This window comes from Micromonospora sp. CP22, assembly GCF_009712475.1.
GTDB lineage: Bacteria > Actinomycetota > Actinomycetes > Mycobacteriales > Micromonosporaceae > Micromonospora.
The window spans coordinates 23,966-43,641 of sequence record NZ_VCJO01000004.1; the positions used below are offsets into that span (position 1 = coordinate 23,966).

The 19,676-nt window shown below is 71.1% G+C and carries 21 protein-coding genes and 1 riboswitch; of the genes, 5 read left to right on the plus strand and 16 right to left on the minus strand.

Going from position 1 to position 19,676, the window contains the following annotated elements:
* Positions 1-8: 8 nt before the first annotated feature.
* Positions 9-515 carry a peptide deformylase gene (def, locus tag FF096_RS08670; RefSeq protein ID WP_155216240.1) on the plus strand — a complete coding sequence of 169 codons (507 nt, stop codon included), beginning with the start codon at positions 9-11 and terminating at the stop codon, positions 513-515.
* Here def and FF096_RS08675 read toward each other — a convergent pair.
* From FF096_RS08675 to FF096_RS08685, 3 genes are read right to left on the minus strand one after another with little or no spacing between them, the layout of a single operon-like run.
* Positions 498-1,067, minus strand: coding sequence for a GNAT family N-acetyltransferase (locus FF096_RS08675; protein ID WP_155216242.1), 570 nt, complete (start codon positions 1,065-1,067; stop codon positions 498-500). The genes def and FF096_RS08675 overlap by 18 nt on opposite strands.
* 47 nt (positions 1,068-1,114) lie before the next feature.
* Positions 1,115-1,891 (minus strand): GNAT family N-acetyltransferase, encoded by a 777-nt coding sequence (locus tag FF096_RS08680; protein ID WP_155216244.1) that lies wholly within the window; start codon positions 1,889-1,891, stop codon positions 1,115-1,117.
* A gap of 33 nt (positions 1,892-1,924) precedes the next feature.
* Positions 1,925-2,704: a TSUP family transporter gene (locus FF096_RS08685; RefSeq protein ID WP_309222938.1), complete on the minus strand. Its 780-nt coding sequence runs from the start codon at positions 2,702-2,704 to the stop codon at positions 1,925-1,927.
* Positions 2,705-2,881: 177 nt separating this feature from the next.
* Between FF096_RS08685 and FF096_RS08690 the strand changes: the two genes are divergently transcribed.
* Complete coding sequence (locus tag FF096_RS08690; RefSeq protein WP_309222939.1) at positions 2,882-3,661, plus strand: endonuclease/exonuclease/phosphatase family protein; 780 nt, start codon at positions 2,882-2,884, stop codon at positions 3,659-3,661.
* Here FF096_RS08690 and FF096_RS08695 read toward each other — a convergent pair.
* Positions 3,645-4,508 carry a bifunctional 5,10-methylenetetrahydrofolate dehydrogenase/5,10-methenyltetrahydrofolate cyclohydrolase gene (locus tag FF096_RS08695; RefSeq protein WP_155216816.1) on the minus strand — a complete coding sequence of 288 codons (864 nt, stop codon included), beginning with the start codon at positions 4,506-4,508 and terminating at the stop codon, positions 3,645-3,647. The genes FF096_RS08690 and FF096_RS08695 overlap by 17 nt on opposite strands.
* A 23-nt stretch (positions 4,509-4,531) precedes the next feature.
* A riboswitch (ZMP/ZTP riboswitch) is annotated at positions 4,532-4,617 on the minus strand.
* Between the two features lie 50 nt (positions 4,618-4,667).
* Positions 4,668-5,666 carry a tyrosine-type recombinase/integrase gene (locus FF096_RS08700; protein WP_155216246.1) on the minus strand — a complete coding sequence of 333 codons (999 nt, stop codon included), beginning with the start codon at positions 5,664-5,666 and terminating at the stop codon, positions 4,668-4,670.
* A 727-nt stretch (positions 5,667-6,393) separates the two neighbouring features.
* Here FF096_RS08700 and FF096_RS08705 point away from each other — a divergent pair.
* Positions 6,394-6,810 carry a hypothetical protein gene (locus FF096_RS08705; RefSeq protein ID WP_155216247.1) on the plus strand — a complete coding sequence of 139 codons (417 nt, stop codon included), beginning with the start codon at positions 6,394-6,396 and terminating at the stop codon, positions 6,808-6,810.
* A gap of 77 nt (positions 6,811-6,887) precedes the next feature.
* Here FF096_RS08705 and FF096_RS08710 read toward each other — a convergent pair whose 3' ends face one another.
* Positions 6,888-8,201, minus strand: coding sequence for an FAD-dependent oxidoreductase (locus tag FF096_RS08710; protein ID WP_155216249.1), 1,314 nt, complete (start codon positions 8,199-8,201; stop codon positions 6,888-6,890).
* A 74-nt stretch (positions 8,202-8,275) separates the two neighbouring features.
* On the opposite strand from FF096_RS08710, the gene FF096_RS08715 reads away from it, so the two are divergent.
* Together FF096_RS08715 and FF096_RS08720 are read left to right on the plus strand one after the other, a co-directional pair.
* Positions 8,276-8,644 (plus strand): metalloregulator ArsR/SmtB family transcription factor, encoded by a 369-nt coding sequence (locus FF096_RS08715; protein WP_155216251.1) that lies wholly within the window; start codon positions 8,276-8,278, stop codon positions 8,642-8,644.
* Positions 8,645-8,767: 123 nt separating this feature from the next.
* Positions 8,768-9,520: a FadR/GntR family transcriptional regulator gene (locus FF096_RS08720; protein ID WP_155216253.1), complete on the plus strand. Its 753-nt coding sequence runs from the start codon at positions 8,768-8,770 to the stop codon at positions 9,518-9,520.
* 7 nt (positions 9,521-9,527) lie between these two features.
* On the opposite strand, the gene FF096_RS08725 is transcribed toward FF096_RS08720, so the two are convergent.
* The 10 genes from FF096_RS08725 to FF096_RS08770 form a co-directional block, all read right to left on the minus strand.
* A complete protein-coding gene (locus tag FF096_RS08725; protein WP_155216255.1) occupies positions 9,528-10,739 on the minus strand; it encodes an LLM class flavin-dependent oxidoreductase in 1,212 nt (403 codons plus the stop codon).
* Positions 10,736-11,470 (minus strand): alpha/beta fold hydrolase, encoded by a 735-nt coding sequence (locus tag FF096_RS08730; RefSeq protein ID WP_155216257.1) that lies wholly within the window; start codon positions 11,468-11,470, stop codon positions 10,736-10,738. The genes FF096_RS08725 and FF096_RS08730 overlap by 4 nt, the downstream gene beginning before the upstream one ends.
* Positions 11,467-12,309: an alpha/beta fold hydrolase gene (locus FF096_RS08735; protein ID WP_155216259.1), complete on the minus strand. Its 843-nt coding sequence runs from the start codon at positions 12,307-12,309 to the stop codon at positions 11,467-11,469. Before FF096_RS08735 ends, FF096_RS08730 begins: the two co-directional genes overlap by 4 nt.
* Before the next feature lie 28 nt (positions 12,310-12,337).
* Positions 12,338-12,853, minus strand: a complete 516-nt coding sequence (locus FF096_RS08740) for a flavin reductase family protein (protein ID WP_155216261.1) — start codon at positions 12,851-12,853, stop codon at positions 12,338-12,340.
* Positions 12,850-13,695 (minus strand): FAD:protein FMN transferase, encoded by an 846-nt coding sequence (locus FF096_RS08745; protein ID WP_155216264.1) that lies wholly within the window; start codon positions 13,693-13,695, stop codon positions 12,850-12,852. The genes FF096_RS08740 and FF096_RS08745 overlap by 4 nt, the downstream gene beginning before the upstream one ends.
* A 77-nt stretch (positions 13,696-13,772) precedes the next feature.
* Entirely contained in the window at positions 13,773-14,639 is an 867-nt protein-coding gene (locus FF096_RS08750; protein ID WP_309222941.1) for a CoA ester lyase, read from the minus strand.
* Positions 14,636-16,102, minus strand: coding sequence for a dihydroorotase family protein (locus FF096_RS08755; protein ID WP_155216266.1), 1,467 nt, complete (start codon positions 16,100-16,102; stop codon positions 14,636-14,638). Before FF096_RS08755 ends, FF096_RS08750 begins: the two co-directional genes overlap by 4 nt.
* 41 nt (positions 16,103-16,143) lie before the next feature.
* Positions 16,144-17,568: an MmgE/PrpD family protein gene (locus tag FF096_RS08760; RefSeq protein WP_155216268.1), complete on the minus strand. Its 1,425-nt coding sequence runs from the start codon at positions 17,566-17,568 to the stop codon at positions 16,144-16,146.
* Positions 17,561-18,412 (minus strand): cyclase family protein, encoded by an 852-nt coding sequence (locus tag FF096_RS08765; RefSeq protein WP_155216818.1) that lies wholly within the window; start codon positions 18,410-18,412, stop codon positions 17,561-17,563. Before FF096_RS08765 ends, FF096_RS08760 begins: the two co-directional genes overlap by 8 nt.
* A gap of 39 nt (positions 18,413-18,451) precedes the next feature.
* Positions 18,452-19,663, minus strand: a complete 1,212-nt coding sequence (locus tag FF096_RS08770) for a CaiB/BaiF CoA-transferase family protein (protein ID WP_155216271.1) — start codon at positions 19,661-19,663, stop codon at positions 18,452-18,454.
* Positions 19,664-19,676 lie beyond the last annotated feature (13 nt).

The window sequence follows — 19,676 nt, forward strand, 5'->3', positions numbered from 1 at the left end:
TTGCCGACATGACCATGCGGGACATCCGAATCATCGGCGACCCGGTGCTACGCACCCCCAGCGAAGCGGTCACCAGCTTCGACGCGGAACTGCGTACGCTGGTCACCGACCTGATGGACACCCTGCTCGGCGCACCCGGCCGCGCCGGGGTCGCCGCCCCCCAGATCGGCGTCAACGTCCAGGTCTTCGTCTACGACGCCGACGGCCACCGCGGCCACATGGTCAACCCCACGCTCGAACTGTCCGACGAACTCCAGGACGACGACGAGGGCTGCCTGTCCATCCCCGGCCTCTACTTCCCGACCCCCCGCGCCCTGCACGCCACCGCCCACGGCTTCGACCAACACGGCGAACCGTTGACCATCGCCGGCAGCGGCTTCCTCGCCCGCGCCCTGCAACACGAGACCGACCACCTGCACGGCCGGCTCTACGTCGACGCCCTGCGAGGCGAGGTCCGCCGCCGCGCCCTGCGGGAGATCCGCGCCGGACGCTTCGACTCACCCCGCCGCCGCTGACTCCTCCCACTGCTGCCGGGTGATCTCGTACTCCACCTCACCGTGCTCCATGCCGGGCAGCGGATCCGGCCACGACTGGTGGAAGGTCCGCACATGGCGCATCCCCACCGCCGCCATCGTCGCCCGCGACGCCACGTTCACCGCCATCGTCTCCGCGAAGATCCGCCCCAGCCCCAGGTCGACGAAACCGTGCCGGATCAACTCCCGGGCCCCCTCGCTGCCCAACCCACGCCGCCACCACTTACGCGCCAACCGGTAACCCAACTCGGCCTGACCCTCCACCGGCCCCTGGTCGGCACGCCGCGGCGGCTCCAACAACCACCAGCCGACGAACTCACCATCGACCAGACCAGCCCAGAACCCCAACCCCGGCGCCTGCTCGGCCAACGCCAACCGTCGCCGATGCGACCGGCGAACCTGCTCAGCCGAACACACCGGCCCCAGAAAACGCATCACCTCCGGGTCCGCGTCCAACGCGATCTCACCGTCCAGGTGCTCATCCGCCAACGGCACCAGCGAAAGCCGGGCGGTCCGCAACGTCGCCTGAGTCATCCGCGCATTCTGCCCACCACCGCCGCGCCGACGCGACCGAAAAACCGTCACCCGCCGACCGCGCTCAGGTCGAACTCCTCGTAGTCGGCGACCCGAAGGAAACCCAACCGCTCATACAGCCGCACCGCCGCGACATTGTCCGCCTTCACGTTCAACGTCACATGCTCCACCTCGGACCGCAGCAACCCACACAGCCGCGCCACCGCCGCCGCGGCCAACCCCCGCCCACGCCACGCCGGATGCGTCGTCACATTCCCCAACGCCGCCACCCGATAGGTGGGGGAGTACACATGCACCCCCGCCACCGCCACCAACCCGCCACCGGCCCACACACCCACATACCGGCCCGTGTCGACCATCCGGGCGTCGAACCAGTTACCCGGATACGCCACCTCGTACAGCTCACGCAACGCCGGCAGATGCGCCCGACCGAGCACCTCCCCGGCGGCCTCCACCGCCGCCAACCGGTCCGCACGCGTCAACGCCATCTTCAGATGCACCCCCGCCGACGCCACCCGGAACACGCCCGCCAACGCGGCGTCCAACCCGGGGGACAGATGCGCCCACAACCGCGCCGGCAACACCGGCGCCACCTCACCCAACAGCGCGGCCACCTCGGCGAGACCCTCCGGCCCCGCCAACGCCACCAACGTCGGTGGCCGCGCCCCGTGATACAGCAACGCCACCGCATCACCCCGACGAAACCACGAGGTGTACGGCCAGAAGAACTCGTCCAGATCACCCAACTCGTAGGCGTGCAACTGCGGATCCTTGCCCAGCAGCCCCGCCAACACGCTGCGATCGTGTTCCGCGCGTACCAGCATCCGTCGATCGTCACACGATCGACCAGCCCACCCTCAACCGGCCAGCCACTGGTCGTAGCCGAGCCTCGCCACCAACGCCACCACCACCAGCAGCAGCACCACCCGCACGAACCCGGCACCACGACGCACCGCCATCCGCGCCCCCACCATCGCCCCCGCGATGTTGCACACCGCCATCGCCGCGCCCAACAGCCACCACACATGCCCGTTCACCGCGAACACCACCAACGCGCCCGCGTTCGTACCCGCGTTGACCACCTTCGCCATCGCCGAACCGTGCAGGAAATCCGCCCCCACCAGCGCGGTGAACGCCAACACCAGGAACGTGCCCGTACCCGGACCGATCAACCCGTCGTAGGCGGCGATACCCACCCCGGCCACCAGCACCGCCACCGCCACCCGCCCCCGGGTCCGCCGATGCGGCACCGCCAACACCCCCAGGCTCGGCCGCAGCACCACGAACAGCGCCACCGACACCAACACCACCAGCAGCACCGGCCGGTACGCCGCCGGAGGCACCGCCCCGGCCAGCGCCGCACCCGCCCCCGCACACACCACCGCCAACGCCGCCGCCGGACCCGCCACCGGCCAGTCGATCTTCGTACGGCGGGCGAACGTCACCGCCGCCGTCGACGTACCAGCGATCGCCGCCAACTTGTTCGTACCCAACGCAGTCGCCGGCGGCATCCCCGGGGCCGCCACCAGCAACGCCGGCAACAGCAGCAACCCACCACCACCCACCACCGCGTCCACCCACCCCGCCAGGGCGGCCACCGTCAGCAGGGTCACCACGGTCGTCGGCTCCAACTCCACGACCAGGCATTCTTCCCACCAGCGACCCGCCCACGCCGACAGCTGTGGCCAGCCTCACCGGCCCCGACGACGCCGCACCCAGACCCCCACCCCGGCCACCGCCACGAACACCAGCATCGAACAGCACAACACCCGCAGCATCGGGCAACCCTCCCACAACGTGGCTAAGGTGACAGCGTGCGCCTGGCCACGTTCAACCTCCTGCACGGCCGATCCCTCACCGACGGCCTGGTCGACCCGGCCCGGCTCACCGCCGCGGTAGGCGCCCTCGACGCCGACATCCTCGCCCTTCAAGAAGTCGACCGCGACCAGTCCCGCAGCGGCAACCTCGACCAGACCGCCATCGCCGCCCAAGCCCTCGACGCACCCGAACACCGATTCGCCGCCGCCGTCGTCGGCACCCCCGGCGAAGTGTTCCGCCCCCTCACCCACGACGACGACGGCCACGGCGAACCCTGCTACGGCGTCGGACTGATCTCCCGCCACCCGGTCACCAGCTGGCAGGTCACCCGACTACACCCCGCCCCGGTACGCTCCCCGGTCTACGTGCCCGGCCCCGGCGGCGGCCTCATCCTGCTCCGCGACGAACCCCGCGTCGTCCTCGCCGCCGTCCTGAACACCCCCCACGGCCAGGTGACCGTCGCCGCCACCCACCTGTCCTTCGTCGCCGGCTGGAACGTCCGCCAACTCCGCCAGGTCATCCGCGCCCTACGCGCCCTGCCCGCCCCACGCATCCTGCTCGGCGACCTCAACCTGCCCGCCTGGGCCACCCGGGCCGTCTCCGGCTGGCACCCACTGGCCCGCCGACCGACCTACCCGGCCGCCCAACCCCGCGTCCAACTCGACCACATCCTCGCCGACCGACACGGCCTCGCCGCCCTGCCCGCCGTCACCGCCGTCGCCACCCCACCGTCGACCATCTCCGACCACCGGCCCCTGGTCATCGACCTCGGCTAGACCGGGCAGCCCGCAACGCGTTGCGGAACAACATCGCCACCGTCACCGGCCCCACCCCACCGACCCTCGGCGTGACCGCCCCCGCCACCCGCGCCACCGACTCGTCCACATCCGGCAACAACCGCCGCCCCGCGTACCGCACCCCACCACCGATCACCACCGCGCCCGGCCGCACATGCTCCGGCCGTACGATGCCCGGCACCCCGGCCGCCGCCACCAGGATCTCCGCCCGACGCGTGTAACGCGGCCAATCCGCCACCCCGGTGTGCACCACCGTCACCGCCGCATTGGCCGTCGCCCGCTTCTGCGCCAGCAACATCGCCAACGGCCGCCCCAACGTCGCCCCACGCCCCAGGATCACCACCTCACGGCCGGCCACCGGCACCCCGTGGTAGGCCAACAACTCCTCGATCGCCGCCGGAGTGCACGGCAGCGGCCCCGGCAACCCCAACGCCAGCCGCCCCATGTTCACCGGATGCATCCCGTCCACATCCGAATCCGGATCGATGGTCTGCAACGCCCGGTCATAGTCCAGACCAGCGGGGACCGGATACTGCAACAACACCCCGTGCACCCCCGGATCGGTGTTGAAGTCGGCCAGCACCGCGTGCACGTCAGCCTGCGACGCCGACACCGGCAACCGCACGTGCGGCGACGCGAAACCCAGCTCCGCCGCCTGCCGCTGCTTGATCCGGATGTAGCCGGCACTGGCCTCGTCGTCACCCACCAGCACCGTCGCCAACGTCGGAGTCACCCCGACCGCCCGCAACTCGGCCACACCCTCGGCCACCTCGGCCAGAATCGCCTCCGCCACCGGGACACCCGGCAACAACCGCGCACTCGTCATCGTCGACATGGCTCACCTCGCCCGTGGCGGGCCCAGGCGGACGACCCTCCACGACGAAGCTTCCCGATGGTCGATCCCATCCCCGATGCCGCCAGTCGCGTCACGGACAGCCTGCCACACCGCCGCCCGGCAAGCGACACACCAGAAACCCGCGCCCGCTCAATTCCGTGCCGACAGCAGCCCGGCCAACGCCCGGTACGTACGGTTGGCCCGCACCGCCTCCCGCTGCTGCCCCGACGTCACCTCGATGTACGTCTGCGACGACGCCAACGACGCGTGCCCCAACAGCCGCATGATCTCCGCCGCCCCGGCGCCGTCCTCGGCCAACCGAGTCGCGAACGTGTGCCGCAGCGCGTGCAGCCGCGCCCCACGCGGCACCCGGTCAGCGATCCCGGCCCGCCGATAACAGGACTCCACCAGATACTGCAGACCACCCCGGCGCAGCGGCTCACCGCGACGATCCACCAGCAGCGGCGACACCGGCCGCACCGTACGCGAACCGAACCGGCGGGCCCGACTGTCCAGATAGCTCGCCAGCACCGCGTCCAGATCCGGCTCGACCGGCAACACCCGGGGACGCCCACCCTTACCGGTCACCTCCAGCCGCCGCTCACCGGGCCGACCACCCAGCGACCCGACCCGCAACGCCAACAACTCCGACAGGCGCAACCCCGCGCACAGCGCCAACGCCAACACCGCGACGTCCCGCTCCGGCCACGGATCCCGCTGCCGACCCTCGGCTCGCGCGGCCGAGGCGAGCAGGTGCTCCGGGGTGTCCTCGCCCCGCAACGGCTTGGGCGTCGGCAGGGGAGTGCGGGGACGCCCCACCGCCGGCATCGGATTGCCGGGCACCACCTGCTCGGCGACCAGGAACGAGAAGAAACCGTTCCAGGTGGACCAGGCCCGACCGACGGAGCTGGCCGCCCTACCGGCGGCGAACCGGGCGAACGCCGCCCGCATCAGCCTGGGGGACAGGGCGGTGACCGGCAGGTCGGCGAGGGACAGGGGAGGGGAGGACAGCTCGGCGGCGAGCGCGGCGAGCGCGGTCAGGTCCCGCCGGTAGGCCGCCTGGGTGTGGGGGGACGGCTTGCGGGTCGCGCGAGCCGTCAGGAACTCCTCAATCAGGACGGCCACCGAATCGTCCTTTTTGTCATGCATAAGGGATATTATGCATGAATTTCGCGTTCGATGCCCGGTGGGAGGGGAGCGGTTCGGCGACTCGTTCGAGAGCACTGGCCCGGAGGCGGTGCTCGCCGAGCGTGCACCGCTCGGCTGGTCGTCACCGGCGCGCAGACCGGCGCACGCATCCGGACGACCCCGCACGGCGCGTTCGTCCATGGCTACGACGCCACTGGTCGGTGACGCACGGAAGGCCTGATCGCCAACGGTGCGCCGCCGACCCGGGTCATCGCCCACGCCGACCGGGAACTTCCAGAGCGCGCCCGGCCGTGCCGGGACGGTTGACACCAGCGAGGTCACCGACCGCCCGCGAGCGGGTCCCCGAGCGGTCGGGGCAGGGCTCAATCCGGTTAACTTGACATAATGCACATTATCGAATCTTCGTGATCCCGGCTGGAAGTCCTGGTCGAGCTGGTGCTGTCGGGCTGGTGCTGTCGGCACTTACGCGAGCCGTGGGCCGCTTTGGACCTGTCTCCCCACGCCCGCAACGGGCGGTGGATCGAGCCGCCCACGCGCAGAACTCCGTGCGCGGTCGGGTCGGCGGAGGTGCCCGATCCGCCGTGCGTACATCATGATGAACGACGCCGATCCTCTGACCTCAGGAGCCGTCGCATGGCTGAGACCTGTCTACGGCGGTGGCGGCAATCTACGGCGGTGGCGGCATTTGCCAGGACGAGATGCGTGCCAGCAGGCAGGGAACTGACCGGTGGGCAAGATCGATAAAAAGCGGAAACTATTCGGCGAATGCGTGGAAGAGTACTACCGCTTCTTGTTGAGTGAACCGGGATTCACTGGCCCGGAAGTGACGGAGGACGCGATCTTCTTCCACTCCCCTGGGTTGTCCGTCGAAATCCTGCAGGGCAGACACTTCAAAGAGGTGAACACGATGGTATGCGGCACCGTGGCGGGGCTGAGCCTCCGCGCACGGGTCACCTGCCTGTATGTGAGCAGCGGAGTCGGGCCGGCGCAGGACGTGTCGACCGGAGCGCTGACCAATCATGCCTTGCAGAAATCTCTCCGCTCCCAGGCCGAGGCATTACGGCGGGTGCTTCCGTACCTCACCGGAAGCAGCAGGGACGAGATGCTGCGCGACTGTCACGGGAATCTTCTACCTCAGCGGTAAGTTCGCCGTCTCAGCAACAAACCCCGGTTCTGTTGGCTGCGGAGGTTCTGCACAGCACTGCGTGCTCTCGGCTTGGTCTAGCCGCAGCAGCCACCGGTCGCCTCCACCGGGGTCGGTTCGCAGCAGCTGTCGGTGGTGCCGGTGGGGTTGCTGCTGCAGACCCCGGTGGCGGGCAGGTCGAGCTGGACGTCGCGGGCGGCCTCCCAGTCTCCGGCGAGGGCGGCGACGACGGAGCGGACCTGCTCGTACCCGGTGGCCATCAGGAAGGTCGGTGCGCGGCCGTAGCTCTTCATGCCGACGGCGTAGTAGCCGATCTCCGGGTGGGCGAGTTCGTCGACGCCGTGTGGTGGCACGGTGCCGCAGGAGTGCTCGTTCGGATCGATCAGCGGTGCGAGGGCGCGGGTGGCGCCCAGGATCGGATCGAGGTCCAGTCGCAGCTCGGTGGTGATCGAGTGGTCGGGGCGGAATCCGGTGGCGGCGACGACCCGGTCCACCACGATCGACTCCTCCCCGCCGTCGACGTGCCGGACGAGGACGGCGATCTTGCCGTGCGCCGGGTGGAGCGCGTGCACGGAGAAGCCGGTGAGCAGGCGGATCCGACCGGCGTCCACGTGCTCGCGGAGTCGGGTGCCGAGCGCGCCACGGGCGGGTAGGGCGTCGGCGTCGCCGCCGCCGTAGGTGCGGGTCGGGCTGGCCGAGCGGATCGCCCAGGTCACCTTGGTGTCCGGTGCCGTGGTGGCCAGCTCGGTCAGGGCGAGCAGGGTGTTCGCGGCCGAGTGGCCGGCGCCCACGACCAGGGTGTGTTGGTCGGCGAACCGGTCGCGGTCGGTGTCGAGCACGTCCGGTAGGGCGTGGTCGAGGTGCGCGCCGAGGTCCTTCTCTCCTCGTGCGGGCAGGCCGCAGGCGCCGAGGACGTTGGGGGTGCCCCAGGTGCCGGAGGCGTCGATGACGGCTCGGGCGAGCAGGTCTTCGCCGTCGGTGAGGCGGATCAGGAACGGTGTGTGCTCGCGGCCGGCGGTGCGGAGCCGGTCCATGCCGAGGCGGCTGATGGCCGTGACCCGGGCGCCGTAGCGCAGGTGGGGTTTGAGCTGCGGCAGTTCCGCGAGGGGCTGGAGGTAGTCGGTGGCCAGTTGCGTGCCGGTGGGCAGGGTGTCCTCGGCGGGGATGATCCAGCCGGCGTCGTCGAGTAGTCGGCGTGCGGCGGGGTCGATGTTGTAGCGCCATGGTGAGAACAGGCGTACGTGTCCCCACTGTCGTACGGCCGCGCCGGCGGTGTGCCCGGCTTCCAGGACGAGGAAGGGCAGCCCACGTTCGTGTAGGTGGGCGGCGGCGGCCAGGCCGACCGGACCTGCGCCGATCACCACGATGGGCGACGTTTCGGGGGTGCTCATCGAAAACTCCTCTGTCTTGATGTGTATCGAATCAGAGGCTTGCACATTGTTTAGAGGAACGTCAACCTAGAGGCATGTCGAATCAAGAGGTGCCTTTCGACGCCGCCGCGCCGTGCTGTCCCCCGCTGGTTCAGCGCCGGGTCTCGGGCGAGACGGCTGCGGCGCTCGCTCCTGCGTTCAAGGCCCTCGGTGATCCGGTGCGGCTGCGCCTGATGTCGATGATCGCTTCCGCCGAGGGTGGGGAGGTGTGCGTGTGTGATCTGACGCCGGAGTTCGACCTGACCGGGCCGACGATCTCGCATCACCTCAAGACGCTGCGCGAGGCGGGTCTGGTGGATGCGCAACGGCGGGGCACCTGGGTCTACTACCGGGCGCGCCGGGAGGTCCTGCGTCAGCTCGCCGGCTTGCTGTCGGTGGAGTCGGTTCCCGTCTCGCGGGTCTGACGCCGTGCGGTGTCGACCACTCCCCTCCCCTCGGCCGTCGCAGCGGCGGCCGCCGAGGGACCGGTAGCGGGCGCTTCGATCGCGTACCGGCTGGTCAAGATCGTGACACCGTAGGATCGGGTCATGCCCGATCAGCAGCCGGTTCCGCGGTTCCGTCAGCGTGCGGCGAAGATGAGTGAGCTGGTGGCGCGGCAGATCCTGGCGGACATCGTCGAGCAGGGCTTGTCGGCGGGCGCGGCGTTGCCGACCGAGGCGCAGATGGTGCAGGGGTACGGGGTCAGTCGCGGCACGTTGCGGGAGGCGTTGCGCATCCTGGAGACCAGCGGTCTGGTGCGGGTACGGCCGGGTCGTGGTGGTGGGCCGGTGGTGGGGTCGGTGGACCCGCACACGTTCGGTCGGACGATGGCGTTGTTCATGCAGCTGGGGCGGACCAGGTTCGGTGAGCTGGTCGAGGCGCGCGTGATCATGGAGCCGTTGATGGCCCGGTTGGCGGCCGAGCGGCGCGACGCGGGGCGGCTGCGGGAGCTGGCGGAGTCGATGCGGGAGCACCGCAGCCTGGAGGAACGTGACGAGGCCAGTTATCTGGCGGTGATGCAGCGGTTCCACGGGGTGCTGGCGGGGTTGTCGGGCAACGGGGTGTTGGACCTGTTCGGGCGGGCGTTGAAGGAGATCTACACCGAGCGGGTGGTGGCCGCGGAGCGGCGGCCGGAACGGTGGGAGGAGGTGCGGCGGGAGCACGAGGCGGTGGCGGCGGCGATCGTGGCCGGTGACGGGGCTGAGGCGGAACGGTTGATGCGGGAGCACATGGTGGCGTTGGCGGCTCATCTGGAGCGGGACTACGCCGGTGTGCAGGACGAGGTGGTGGGTTGGTGGTGAGCCCCGGTCAGGACAGGGCGCTGGAGAGTACGGCGCGCACCGGGGTGTGGTCGCGGTCGACGCGCCAGGTGGTGTCCTGGTCGCGCCAGTCGGTGCCGAGGGGGGTGACGGCGGGCATGACCTCGCGGGCGAACAGGGTGAGGTGGTCGCGTACCTCGTTGCTGGTCATGTCACCGGCGTGGTTCATCAGGATGAGGTGTCCGGCGCCGGTGTGTTCGTAGAGGCGGCGGATCTGTGCGGTGACCTGGTCGGGGGTGCCGACGAGCAGGATGCCCGCGTCGATGAGGTCCTCGTAGCTCATGCGGCGTACGGCGCCGAGGCGGCCCTGGAGGGCGGCGACGGCGGAGGCGGGTGGGAAGTAGCCGGGTGGGCTGGCCGCGCCGAGGCGGAGTCGGCCGGGCTTGAGGTAGTACATGAGTTTGCGGCCGATGTCGCGGGCCTGTTGTTCGGTGGGTGCGACGTGGCACAGGGCCATGTAGGCGAACCGGTCGGGTCCGGGTTCGGGGTGTCCGGCGGCGGTGGCGGTGCGGCGGTAGAGCCGGAACGAGGTGGCGGTGTCGTCGTAGGTGCCGAGCAGGTTGCACAGGGTGTAGCCGTGTCGGGCGGTCCATTCGACCAGGCGGGTGGAGGTGCCGCTGATCCAGATGGGTGGGTGGGGTCGCTGGTAGGGGCGCGGCCAGACGCTGACGTAGCGGTAGTGGTAGTGGGTGCCTTCCCAGGAGAAGACGTCGTCGCGGGTCCAGGCCTGGGTGATGAGGTCGTGTGCCTCGATGAACATGTCCATGTTGTGGACGGGGTTCTGGTTGGAGGGGAAGGTCTCCCCCTGGACTCCTCGGACGAAGCCGCAGTCGATGCGTCCGCCGCTGACGGCGTCGAGGTAGGCGATCTCCTCGGCGACGCGGATGGGGCTTTCCCGGTGCGGTAGTGGGGTGCCGAGGACGAGTACCCGGCCGCGGCGGGTGCGGTGCACCACGGAGGCGGCGCTGAGGGTGGCGGAGACCTGGAGGGTGGAGGCGGACTGGTGGTGTTCGTTGACCATCAGGTCGAAGCCGAGTTCGTCGGCGAGTTCGTACTCGTCGAGGTAGCGCTGGTAGAGCTGGTGGCCGAGGACCGGGTCGTAGTAGCGGTTGGGCATGAAGTATTTGAGTCCCCGGTGGGCGTGTTCGGCCTCGGGGGGCACGAAGGGGTACGGCATCTCGGTGAAGTGGTAGAGCCTCATCGGGTCTCTCCCTTCAGGAAGGACCGGACCAGCCGGTGGAATTCGTCGGGGCGTTCCAGGTAGGGGTAGTGCCCGGTGTGTGGCAGTTCGACGTAGCGGGCGGCCGGGAGCAGGTCGGCCAGGGCGGCGCTGTGTCGGGGTGGGACGAGGCGGTTGTGGCTGCCGGCGATGACGAGGGTGGGGATGGTGATGAGGTGGAGCCATCGGCGCAGGCGGGGGTCGTGCAGGAAGGGTTTCCAGGCGTATCGGGCCAGGGCGGCCCGGTCGGCGAAGGCGCGTTCGTAGTCGCTGTCGGGCAGGCCGGCGGGGTAGCCGGGCATCCGTAGGTCGTGGCAGGTGGTGGGGTCGGCCCAGCCGAGTTCGACGATTTCGGTGGGGTCGAGGAGCAGGATGTCGGCGAAGTCGGGTTCGGTGGGGCCGGAGAGTTTGACGCCGTACGGGGAGACGAGGGTCAGGGTGGTGAAGCGGTGGGGTGCGCGTACCGCCATCTCCAGGGCGATCCAGCCGCCGAAGCCGGCTCCGGCGAGGTGGCGTGGGGTGTCGTCGGTGGTGGTGAGGTAGTGCTGGGCGAGGTCGCCGACGCTGTCCCATGCGGTGGCGGCTTCGTCGAGGTCGGTGCCGAAGCCGGGGTGGCGGGGCACGTCGACGTGGAGGTCGTGGGCGAGTGGGCGCAGCGCGCCGACGGGTCCGGGTAGGACGTCGGCGTCGTGGAGGAACAGCAGGCTGTTCATGGTGTGGTCCGGGTGGTGAGGAAGGTGAGCAGCAGGTCGGTGAGGGTGTCGGGTTGGTCGAGGTTGGGGGCGTGTCGGGCGTTCATGCGGTGGCTGTGGATGTGGGGTGCGAGGTCGTCGAAGTGGTGGCTCCAGCCGGGTTGGAGCAGGTCGTCGCGGGTGCCTTCGACGACGTGTACGGGGATCGGGCTGTGGCGGAGCGGGGCGGGCCAGGTGTCGTCGCTGGTGGGGGCGGCCATGGTGGGGTGGCGTAGCCGGGCCGCCAGGCAGGCGGTGACGTGGCCGGGTTTGCGGGTGTTGGCGTAGCGGGCGCGGATGGTGTCGTCGAGGCCGGGATAGTCGTCGACCATGGTGGTGACGAGGCGGCGCATGTCTTCTTCGGTGCCGTCGTAGCGGCCGAGTTCGGTGATGCCTTTCTCGGTGCGCCATGGGCCGCCGGTGCCGCAGATGCTCACGACGGTGCGGGCGGGCAGGGCGGGGGTGGTGGTCGCCACGGCTCGTAGCAGCAGTGATCCGCCGAAGGACTGGCCGATGAAGTGTGCGGTGTCGACGCCGACGGCTGCGCAGAACGCGGCGAGGTGGGTGGTGCGGAAGGCGTACGGGGATCGGTCGAGGTAGACGGCCTTGTCGGTGTCGCCGTAGCCGAGCAGGTCGGGGGCGAGGACCCGGTGGTGTCGGGCGAGCAGCGGCATGACGTGTGCCCAGCTGCTGATGGCGTCGCCGCCGAAGGCGCCGTCGTGGACGAGGACGATGGTGCCTCGGGGGGTGTGGGGTGGGGTGCTTTCCCAGTAGCGGGTGGTGAAGCCGCCGGCGTTGACGGTGTGTGGGCGTGGGTCCATGTCCGGGCTGCCTCCTGGGTGGGGGGCGTCAGTGGTCGTGGGGGTGGAAGGTGCCGTAGCGGCCGTTGAGGTAGAGCAGGGGTGGCGCGTCGGGTTGGGCGCGGGCGTGGAGGACCTCGCCGCAGAGGATCCAGTGGTCGCCGCCGGGGTGTACGGCGGTGGTGCGGCATTCGAGGACGGCGGTGGTGCCGGTGGCGAGGGTGGGTACGCGGGTGTGGCCGGGTACGACGGCGGCGGCGAGGTCGTCGAGGTGTCGGTTGCGGCCGGCGAAGGCTCGTGCCCATCCGGCGCGGTCGGCGGCGAGGTAGTTGATGCTGAAGTGGCCGGCCTTCTGGGCCAGTGGTGCGAGGTTGGTCTTGTGGTCGACGGCGAGCATGGCCATGGGTGGGCTGCCGGACAGTGAGGTGGCGGAGGTGCAGGTGAGGCCGGTGATGCCGGCTGGTCCGCCGGGTACGAGCAGGACCGCCACGGCGGCGGGGACCTGTCGGTAGGCGGCGCGGAAGCGGGCGGTTTCGACCAGGCGGTCGGTGCCGGTGTGGGTCATCGGGGTGTCCCGGTCAGCCAGAGGTGGTGGACGTCGGTGCGGGTGGCGAGTCGGTCGGCTGCTGGTTGGCCGCCGACGACGATGGCGGTGGCGATCCAGTCGGCGCTGGTGCCGGTGCGGGCCAGGACGGTGGCCTGGGTGATGTCGGAGGTGGCGGGGTGTCCGGTGCGGGGGTCGATGAGGTGGTGGCAGTCGGTGCCCCAGCGTCGTTTGCCGGTGCCGCTGGTGGCGACGCCGCCGTCGCGTACCAGCAGGGTGTGGCCGTCGGGTAGGCCGATGGGCCAGCCGTCGCCGTGGGGGCCGGGGCCGCGGCAGGCCACGTCTCCCCCGATGCTGGCGGCGGAGTTGGGTCCGAGCCAGGTGGTCACGTCGTCGGCCCAGCGTCCTTTGGCGAGGGCGCCGAGGTCGATGTGGTGTCCGGGGGCGAGTCGGGCGGCGTGCGGGCGCAGCCGCAGCACGGTGTGCAGTGGTGGCACCGGTGCCGGTGGAGCGGTCGTCGGTGGGGTGGGTGGGGTGCCGGTGGCCCAGGAGTGGGTGTAGCCGGCGGCGCGTAGCCGGGGCAGGACCGCCACGTTGACCAGGTCGTCGCTGGCGGTGGCCACGTCGAGGGCGTGGCGGAGCAGGGCGTGCAGGTCGGTGGAGATGTCGTGCCAGCGGCCAGCGGCGGCGTTGAGGCGGGACAGTTCGCTGTCGGGGCGGAAGCGGGAGAAGCGTCGGTCCAGGTCGGCCAGTCGGCGTTCCACCTCGGCGAACGGTGTGCGGGGTGGTCCGTGGCTGGCGAGGGTCACCTCGCAGGTGAAGACCTGGCAGGTGTGGCGGTGCAGGGTGGCGGCGACGGTCATGGGTACCTCCCTTCACCACCAGCACTAACATGCTAAACATTATCATGTTTAGCGGTGGGAGGGCACCGCCTGGCTGGTCAGCCGTCCACGGCGGCCCGGTCGAGGATCTCCCGGGCGCTGCGCGCGACCGCCGCGTCGATGAACCGGCCGTCGCCGGTGACCGCCACACCGGAACCGTGCCGTTCGGCGTCGGCCAGCCGGTCGACGACGTCGCGGGCGGCGGCCACCTCCTCGTCGGTCGGCGCGAACACCCGGTTGACCACCGGCACCTGGGCGGGGTGGATCGCGGTGCGGCCTCGGAAGCCCTGCCGCAGCAACAGGCGGCTGGTCTGCTCCAGCCGGTCCGGGTCGCGCAGGGTCGTCTCGGTCGGGCCGACCGGTGGGGCGAGACCGGCGGCGGCCGCGGCGAGCACCACACGGGATCGCAGCGGCCACAGTTCGGCCTTGTCCGGTCCGGGTTGCAGGCGCAGTTCGGCGGCCAGGTCGGCCTCGCCCAGGCCGAGGCGCACCACCCGGCCGGCGGCGGCCACGGCGTCGGCGCGCCACACCCCGCCGGCGGTCTCCAGCAGGGCGAACACCACCAGCGCACCGGCCGGTAGCCGGTGGGCGCGTTCGGCGTCGCCGAGCAGGCGGTCCACCCGCGCCAGCAGGTCGACGTCGGCCTTGGGTACCACCACGCCGGTCAGGTGCGCGCCGGCCACCGCGGTGATGTCGACGTCCGGGGTGTCGGCGTTGACGCGTACCCACCATTGGCAGCCGGTGGGCGCGTCGGCGAGGAACGTGGCGACGGTGTCCCGGGCGGCGGGCTTGTTCGCCGCCGCGACCGCGTCCTCCAGGTCGAGGATGCAGGCGTCGGCGCCGCGGCTCGCCGCCCGGGCAAGTTTGTCCGGCTGGTCCCCCGGCACGTAGAGGTAGCTGCGGGCGGCCGTGACGGAGGCGGTCACGGGCGCGTCGGGCGGGACAGGTACCGGCCGCGTGGCTGGCCGACGACGGTGCCGTCGCGCAGGATCTGCTCGCCGCGCAGGAACGTGTCGGTGACCCGGGCGGTCAGCTCCATGCCCTCGAACGGCGTGTACTCCTGGGTCGAGAGCGAATCGTCGGCGCGTACCGTCCAGGTGTGGTCGTCCTCGACCAGGCAGAAGTCGGCGTCCAGGCCCTCGGCGATGGCGCCCTTGGTGGCCAGGCCGAAGCGGCGGGCCGGTGCCCACGAGGTCAGCTCGGCGACCCGGGCGTAGGACAGGCCACGTTTGGCGCCCTCGCTGATCAGGCCGGGCAGCAGGTACTCGGCGCCGCCGAAGCCGGACTTGGCGACGAAGATGTCGTCGGCGGGGTCGCCGAACTTGACCTCGGCGCGGCAGCAGGCGTGGTCGCTGACGACCCAGTCGAGTTGGCCGTCGAGCAGGTGGGCCCAGAGCGCCTCGACGTCCTCGCGGGGGCGCAACGGCGGGTTGACCTTGCCGCCGAGGCCGTAGGCGGTGTCGATGTCGGCCAGCAGGTGGCCGATGGTGACCTCGCGGCGGAAGTCGACGTGCGGGAACGCCCGGGCCATGCGGATCGCCGCGTCGACGGCCTTGGCCGAGGACAGGTGCAGCAGGTTGATGGTGGGCAGGCCGGTCTCGTGCGCCAGGTAGGCGGCGATGCTGACCGCCAGCCCTTCGGAGTGTGGTGGGCGGGAGGCGCTGTAGGCGGCCAGGCCGGTCAGCGAGCCGTCCTGTTCGACCATCCGGGTGTACGCAGACATGATCTCCGCGGTCTCGCAGTGCAGCGACAGGGAGATCTGGTCGGCCAGTTCGGGGAACTGTTCGCGGGCGGCCTGCACGCCGCGCATGACGAACTCGAAGTGCGCGTAGTCGTAGCGGGCGTCGGGCGGGATCATCAGGAAGGAGCTCTGGTCGCTGGAGCGTCCGTGCAGGCCGTGGCCACCGTAGAACATGAAGATCTTGAACGAGGTGATGCCGTGTTCGCGGACCAGGTCGGGGATCTCGTCGATGTGCTCGGTGGTCATCGGCGCCACGTGGAAGGCGTAGTCGACGTAGGAGCTCTGGTCGGTGGCGGCAAGTACCTCGGGGAAGAACTCGCCGTAGGGTCCGCCCCGGTTGAGGTAGTACTGGCCGGTGCGGATGTAGTTGATGGCGGAGGTGACACCGCCCTGCGCGCAGGCGCGGCTCTCGGTGCTGGTGTCCTCGGCGAGCGGGTGGTAGATGCCCCAGTGCTGGTGGGCGTCGACGACGCCGGGGAAGGCGAGCTTGCCGCCGCCGTCGACGACGGTGGTCGCGTCGGTGGCGGGGATGTTCGGGGCGAGCCGGGCCACCCGGCCGTCGCGTACGCCGATGTCCAGCGTCGACGGCTCCGCCTGGTCGTGTCGCACCACGCGGACGTTGCGCACTACGAGATCGAAGGGTTGCATGATGGGCTCCTGAGGTCGGCGGGCGACGGGTCGTGGGCGGGTCAGTCGGTGGCGGTCCGCAGTCGGGTCAACGGGCGCATCAGGTCGGCCACGTCGGTGACGTCGGCGAGGCCGAGGACCGCGGCGACCGTCTCGTCGGCGGTGTGCGGGTCGAGGCGACCGGCGACGTTGTCGCGGAACTTCATCGCCAGTTCCGCGTCGGACAGGGGTCGTTGCGGGCTACCACGGTTGGTCAGGACCTCTTCGCGCCAGGTCCGGCCGTCGTCGGTGCGTACCGACACCACGGCCGGGAACTGGTAGGGGAAGATCTTGTTGCACTCGTCGTCGGGGACCACGTCCACCCGGGCCATCAGGGCCCGGCGTGCCGGGTCGCGGGCCAACTCGTCGGTGAAGTCGCCCAGGCCGAGGCCCAGTCCACCGCCGCCGAGCAGCCCGGCGACCACCGCGTACGGGCCGCTGAACTGGGCCTGGTAGCCGGTTTCCGGGGTGCGTTTGGTGTCGATGGGCTGTCCGATGGTGCGGATCACCGCGGCGGGTACCCGCAGTTCGATGTGGTCGATCCGGTCGACCGGCACGCCCTGCGCGCGCAGCGCCAGACCGGCGTCGATGGCGGCGTGGGTGAAGTGGTTGGCCGGGTACGGCTTGAAGAAGATGTCCGGCACCGTCCACCGTCGACCGAGGCCGTCGGTGACCTGGTCGTGGTCGGCCTCGCCGCGCAGGAAGGCGGTGAAGAAGCCGAACCGGCCCTCCAGCACGGTCGGTGGCCCGGTGAAGCCGCGCCGCACCAGGTCGGCGGCGGTGACGGCGCTGTGCGCGGCCCAGCCGCAGTGCAGCCGTTTGACGGTGCCGCCGGTGCGGTTGGCCTCGATCACCCCGGCGGCCATCGAGGCGGTCACGCCGAGCACGTCGCGCAGGCCGTCGGCGTCCAGGCCGGTCAGCATCCCGGCGGCCACGGCGGCGCCCATCGCCCCGCAGATGGAGGTGGCGTGCTGGCCGTGTTCGAAGAACACCGAGTTGTTCAGCGTCGGGTCGTAGCCGGCCATGCCCAGCCGGACGGTGACCTCGATGCCGACCGCGACGGCGGTGGTGAGCGCGACGCCGTCGGCGCCGGCGGCCTGCGCGGCGGCCAGGGCGGCCGGCACCACCGCGGCGCTGGGGTGCAGCACCGAGGGCAGGTGGGTGTCGTCGTAGTCGAGGGAGTGGGCCAGCACGCCGTTGCCGAACGCGGCCTGCGCCGCGGGCACCGCGTCGGGCAGCCCGACGACGTAAGCCTGGGCGCGTCCACCCTGGTCGGCGACGTGGGCCAGGGCCGCCTGGCTGGTCGGTAGCCGGTGCGCGGCGACGCACAGGCCGAGGATGTCCAGGACCCGCTGGCGCACGCTGGTGGCGACCGGGTCGGGCAGGGCCTCGGTGCGGGCGTGGTCGGCGAACGCGGCGAGCTGTTCGGCGAGGGTCGGTTCACTCATCGACGACCACCGCCAGCGGGCGTACCGGCGAGCCGGTGGCCCCGAAGATGGCCAGCGGCGAGAGCACGAACAGGAACTCGTGCACTGCGGCGGCGGCCAGTTCCTCCAGCGCCATCGTCTCGATGATGTAGACGCCGCGTTCGACCAGCAGCACCCGGTGTGCGGGCAGGACGCTGTGTCCGGCGCCGGGACGCAGGCACTCGAAGGCGATGGTGTCCGCCCCGGCGGCGTGGACCCGCTGGTCGGCCAGCCAGGTGGCGCCGGCCTCACCGACGCCGGGTACGCCGGTGTGGTGCCCGACGAAGCGGGTGCGGTCCGGGTCGTCGAAGTGGCGTCCCCAGCCGCTGCGGATCAGCGCCACGTCGCCCGGGTTCAGCGGGGTGCCCTGCCGGTCGACGGTGCGGGTCAGGTCCTGCGGGGTGATCTCGTAGCCCGCCGGGCAGCCGTCGGGGGTGCCGAGGGCGGCCGGCACGTCGAGCAGCACTCCACGGCGCACCATCGGGGCGATGGTGTGGGCGCCCAGTTCGGTGAAGCGTCCACCGCGTCCGGCGGCGGCGGCGTCGGAGCCGTCGTGGAGGCGACCGTCGTGGGAGACGTGGGAGAAGGCGTCGATGTGGGTGCCGACGTGGGTGCCCATGGTGATGATGTCGTTGGCGGCGGAGCCGCCGTCGGCGCGGACCGCGTCGCCGTGCCGACGCGGCAGGGCGTGCCAGAACGGCGGATGGTTCGGCGACTGGGGCATGCCGATGCTCAGCCGGCGACCCAGGTCGTACACCCGGGTTCCGGCGGAGAGGGCGGCCAGCAGCGTCTGCGTCCGGCTCGTCGGGCTGGTGGTGGTGTTCATGGTGGTCACGGCATTCCTTACCTTTGGTGGTGCGGGCCGTCAGGCCACGATCTCCCGGGAGCGCAGGTCGGCGACGGTGGTGGGGGTGCAGCCGAGTTCGTTGACGAGGAGATCGTCGGTGTCGGCGCCGAGGGCCCGGCCGGTGAAGCGGATCCGACCGGGGTTCTCGGACATCCGCCACAGGACGTTGTGCATCAGGACCCGACCGAGGTCGGGGTCGGGGACGTCGACGAGCATCTCGGCGGCGCGGACGTGTTCGTCGGTGACGATGTCGCGGGCGTCGTAGACGGGGGCGACGGCGGCGCCGGCGGCGTCGAAGGCCCGGATGACCTCCTCGCGGGTGCGTTCGGCGATCCACCCGCCGACGTAGGAGTCGAGCAGGTCGGCGTGTTCGGCACGCTCGCGTCCGGAGGCGAACCACGGTTCGTCGACGACCTCGGGATGTCCGACGAGACGCAGCACCCGTTCGGCGATGGACTGGGCGCTGGTGGAGATGGCCACCCAGGAGCCGTCGCGGGTGCGGTAGGTGTTGCGGGGGGCGTTGTTGGTGGAACGGTTGCCGTGGCGGTGGCCGATCACGCCGAGCTGGTCGTAGACGGTGGGTCCGGGACCGACCGCCATCATGATCGGTTCGAGCAGGCTGAGGTCGACGACCTGTCCCTTGCCGCCGTTCTTCTCGCGGGCCCACAGCGCGACCATGGTGGCCGAGGAGGCGGCGATGCCGCAGATGCTGTCGGCCAGGCCGAACGCCGGCAGGGTCGGAGGGCCGTTCTCGTCGCCGGTGAGGTGGGCGAAGCCGCTCATCGCCTCGGCGAGGGTGCCGAAGCCGGGCCGGTGCGCGTAGGGGCCCTGTTGGCCGAAGCCGGAGATGCGGACGATCACCAGCGCCGGGTTGATCTCCAGGAGCTTGTCGGGGCCGATCCCCCACCGTTCCAGGGTGCCGGGGCGGAAGTTCTCCACCAGCACGTCGGCGGTGGCGGCCAGACGGCACAGCAGGTCGGCGCCTTCCGGTGTGGACAGCTTGAGACCGAGCGTGCGCTTGTTGCGGGAGATCTCCTTCCACCACAGCGGTACGCCGTCCTTGGCGTGGCCGTGTCCGCGCATGCTGTCCCCGGCGACGGGGTGTTCGACCTTGATGACGTCGGCACCGAAGTCGCCGAGGATCTGGCAGCACAGCGGGCCGGCCAGGATCGTCGAGGCGTCGATGACGCGCAGGCCGGTCAGCGGTCCGTCGTGCACGGGAGCCCCCATTCATTTCGTTCGC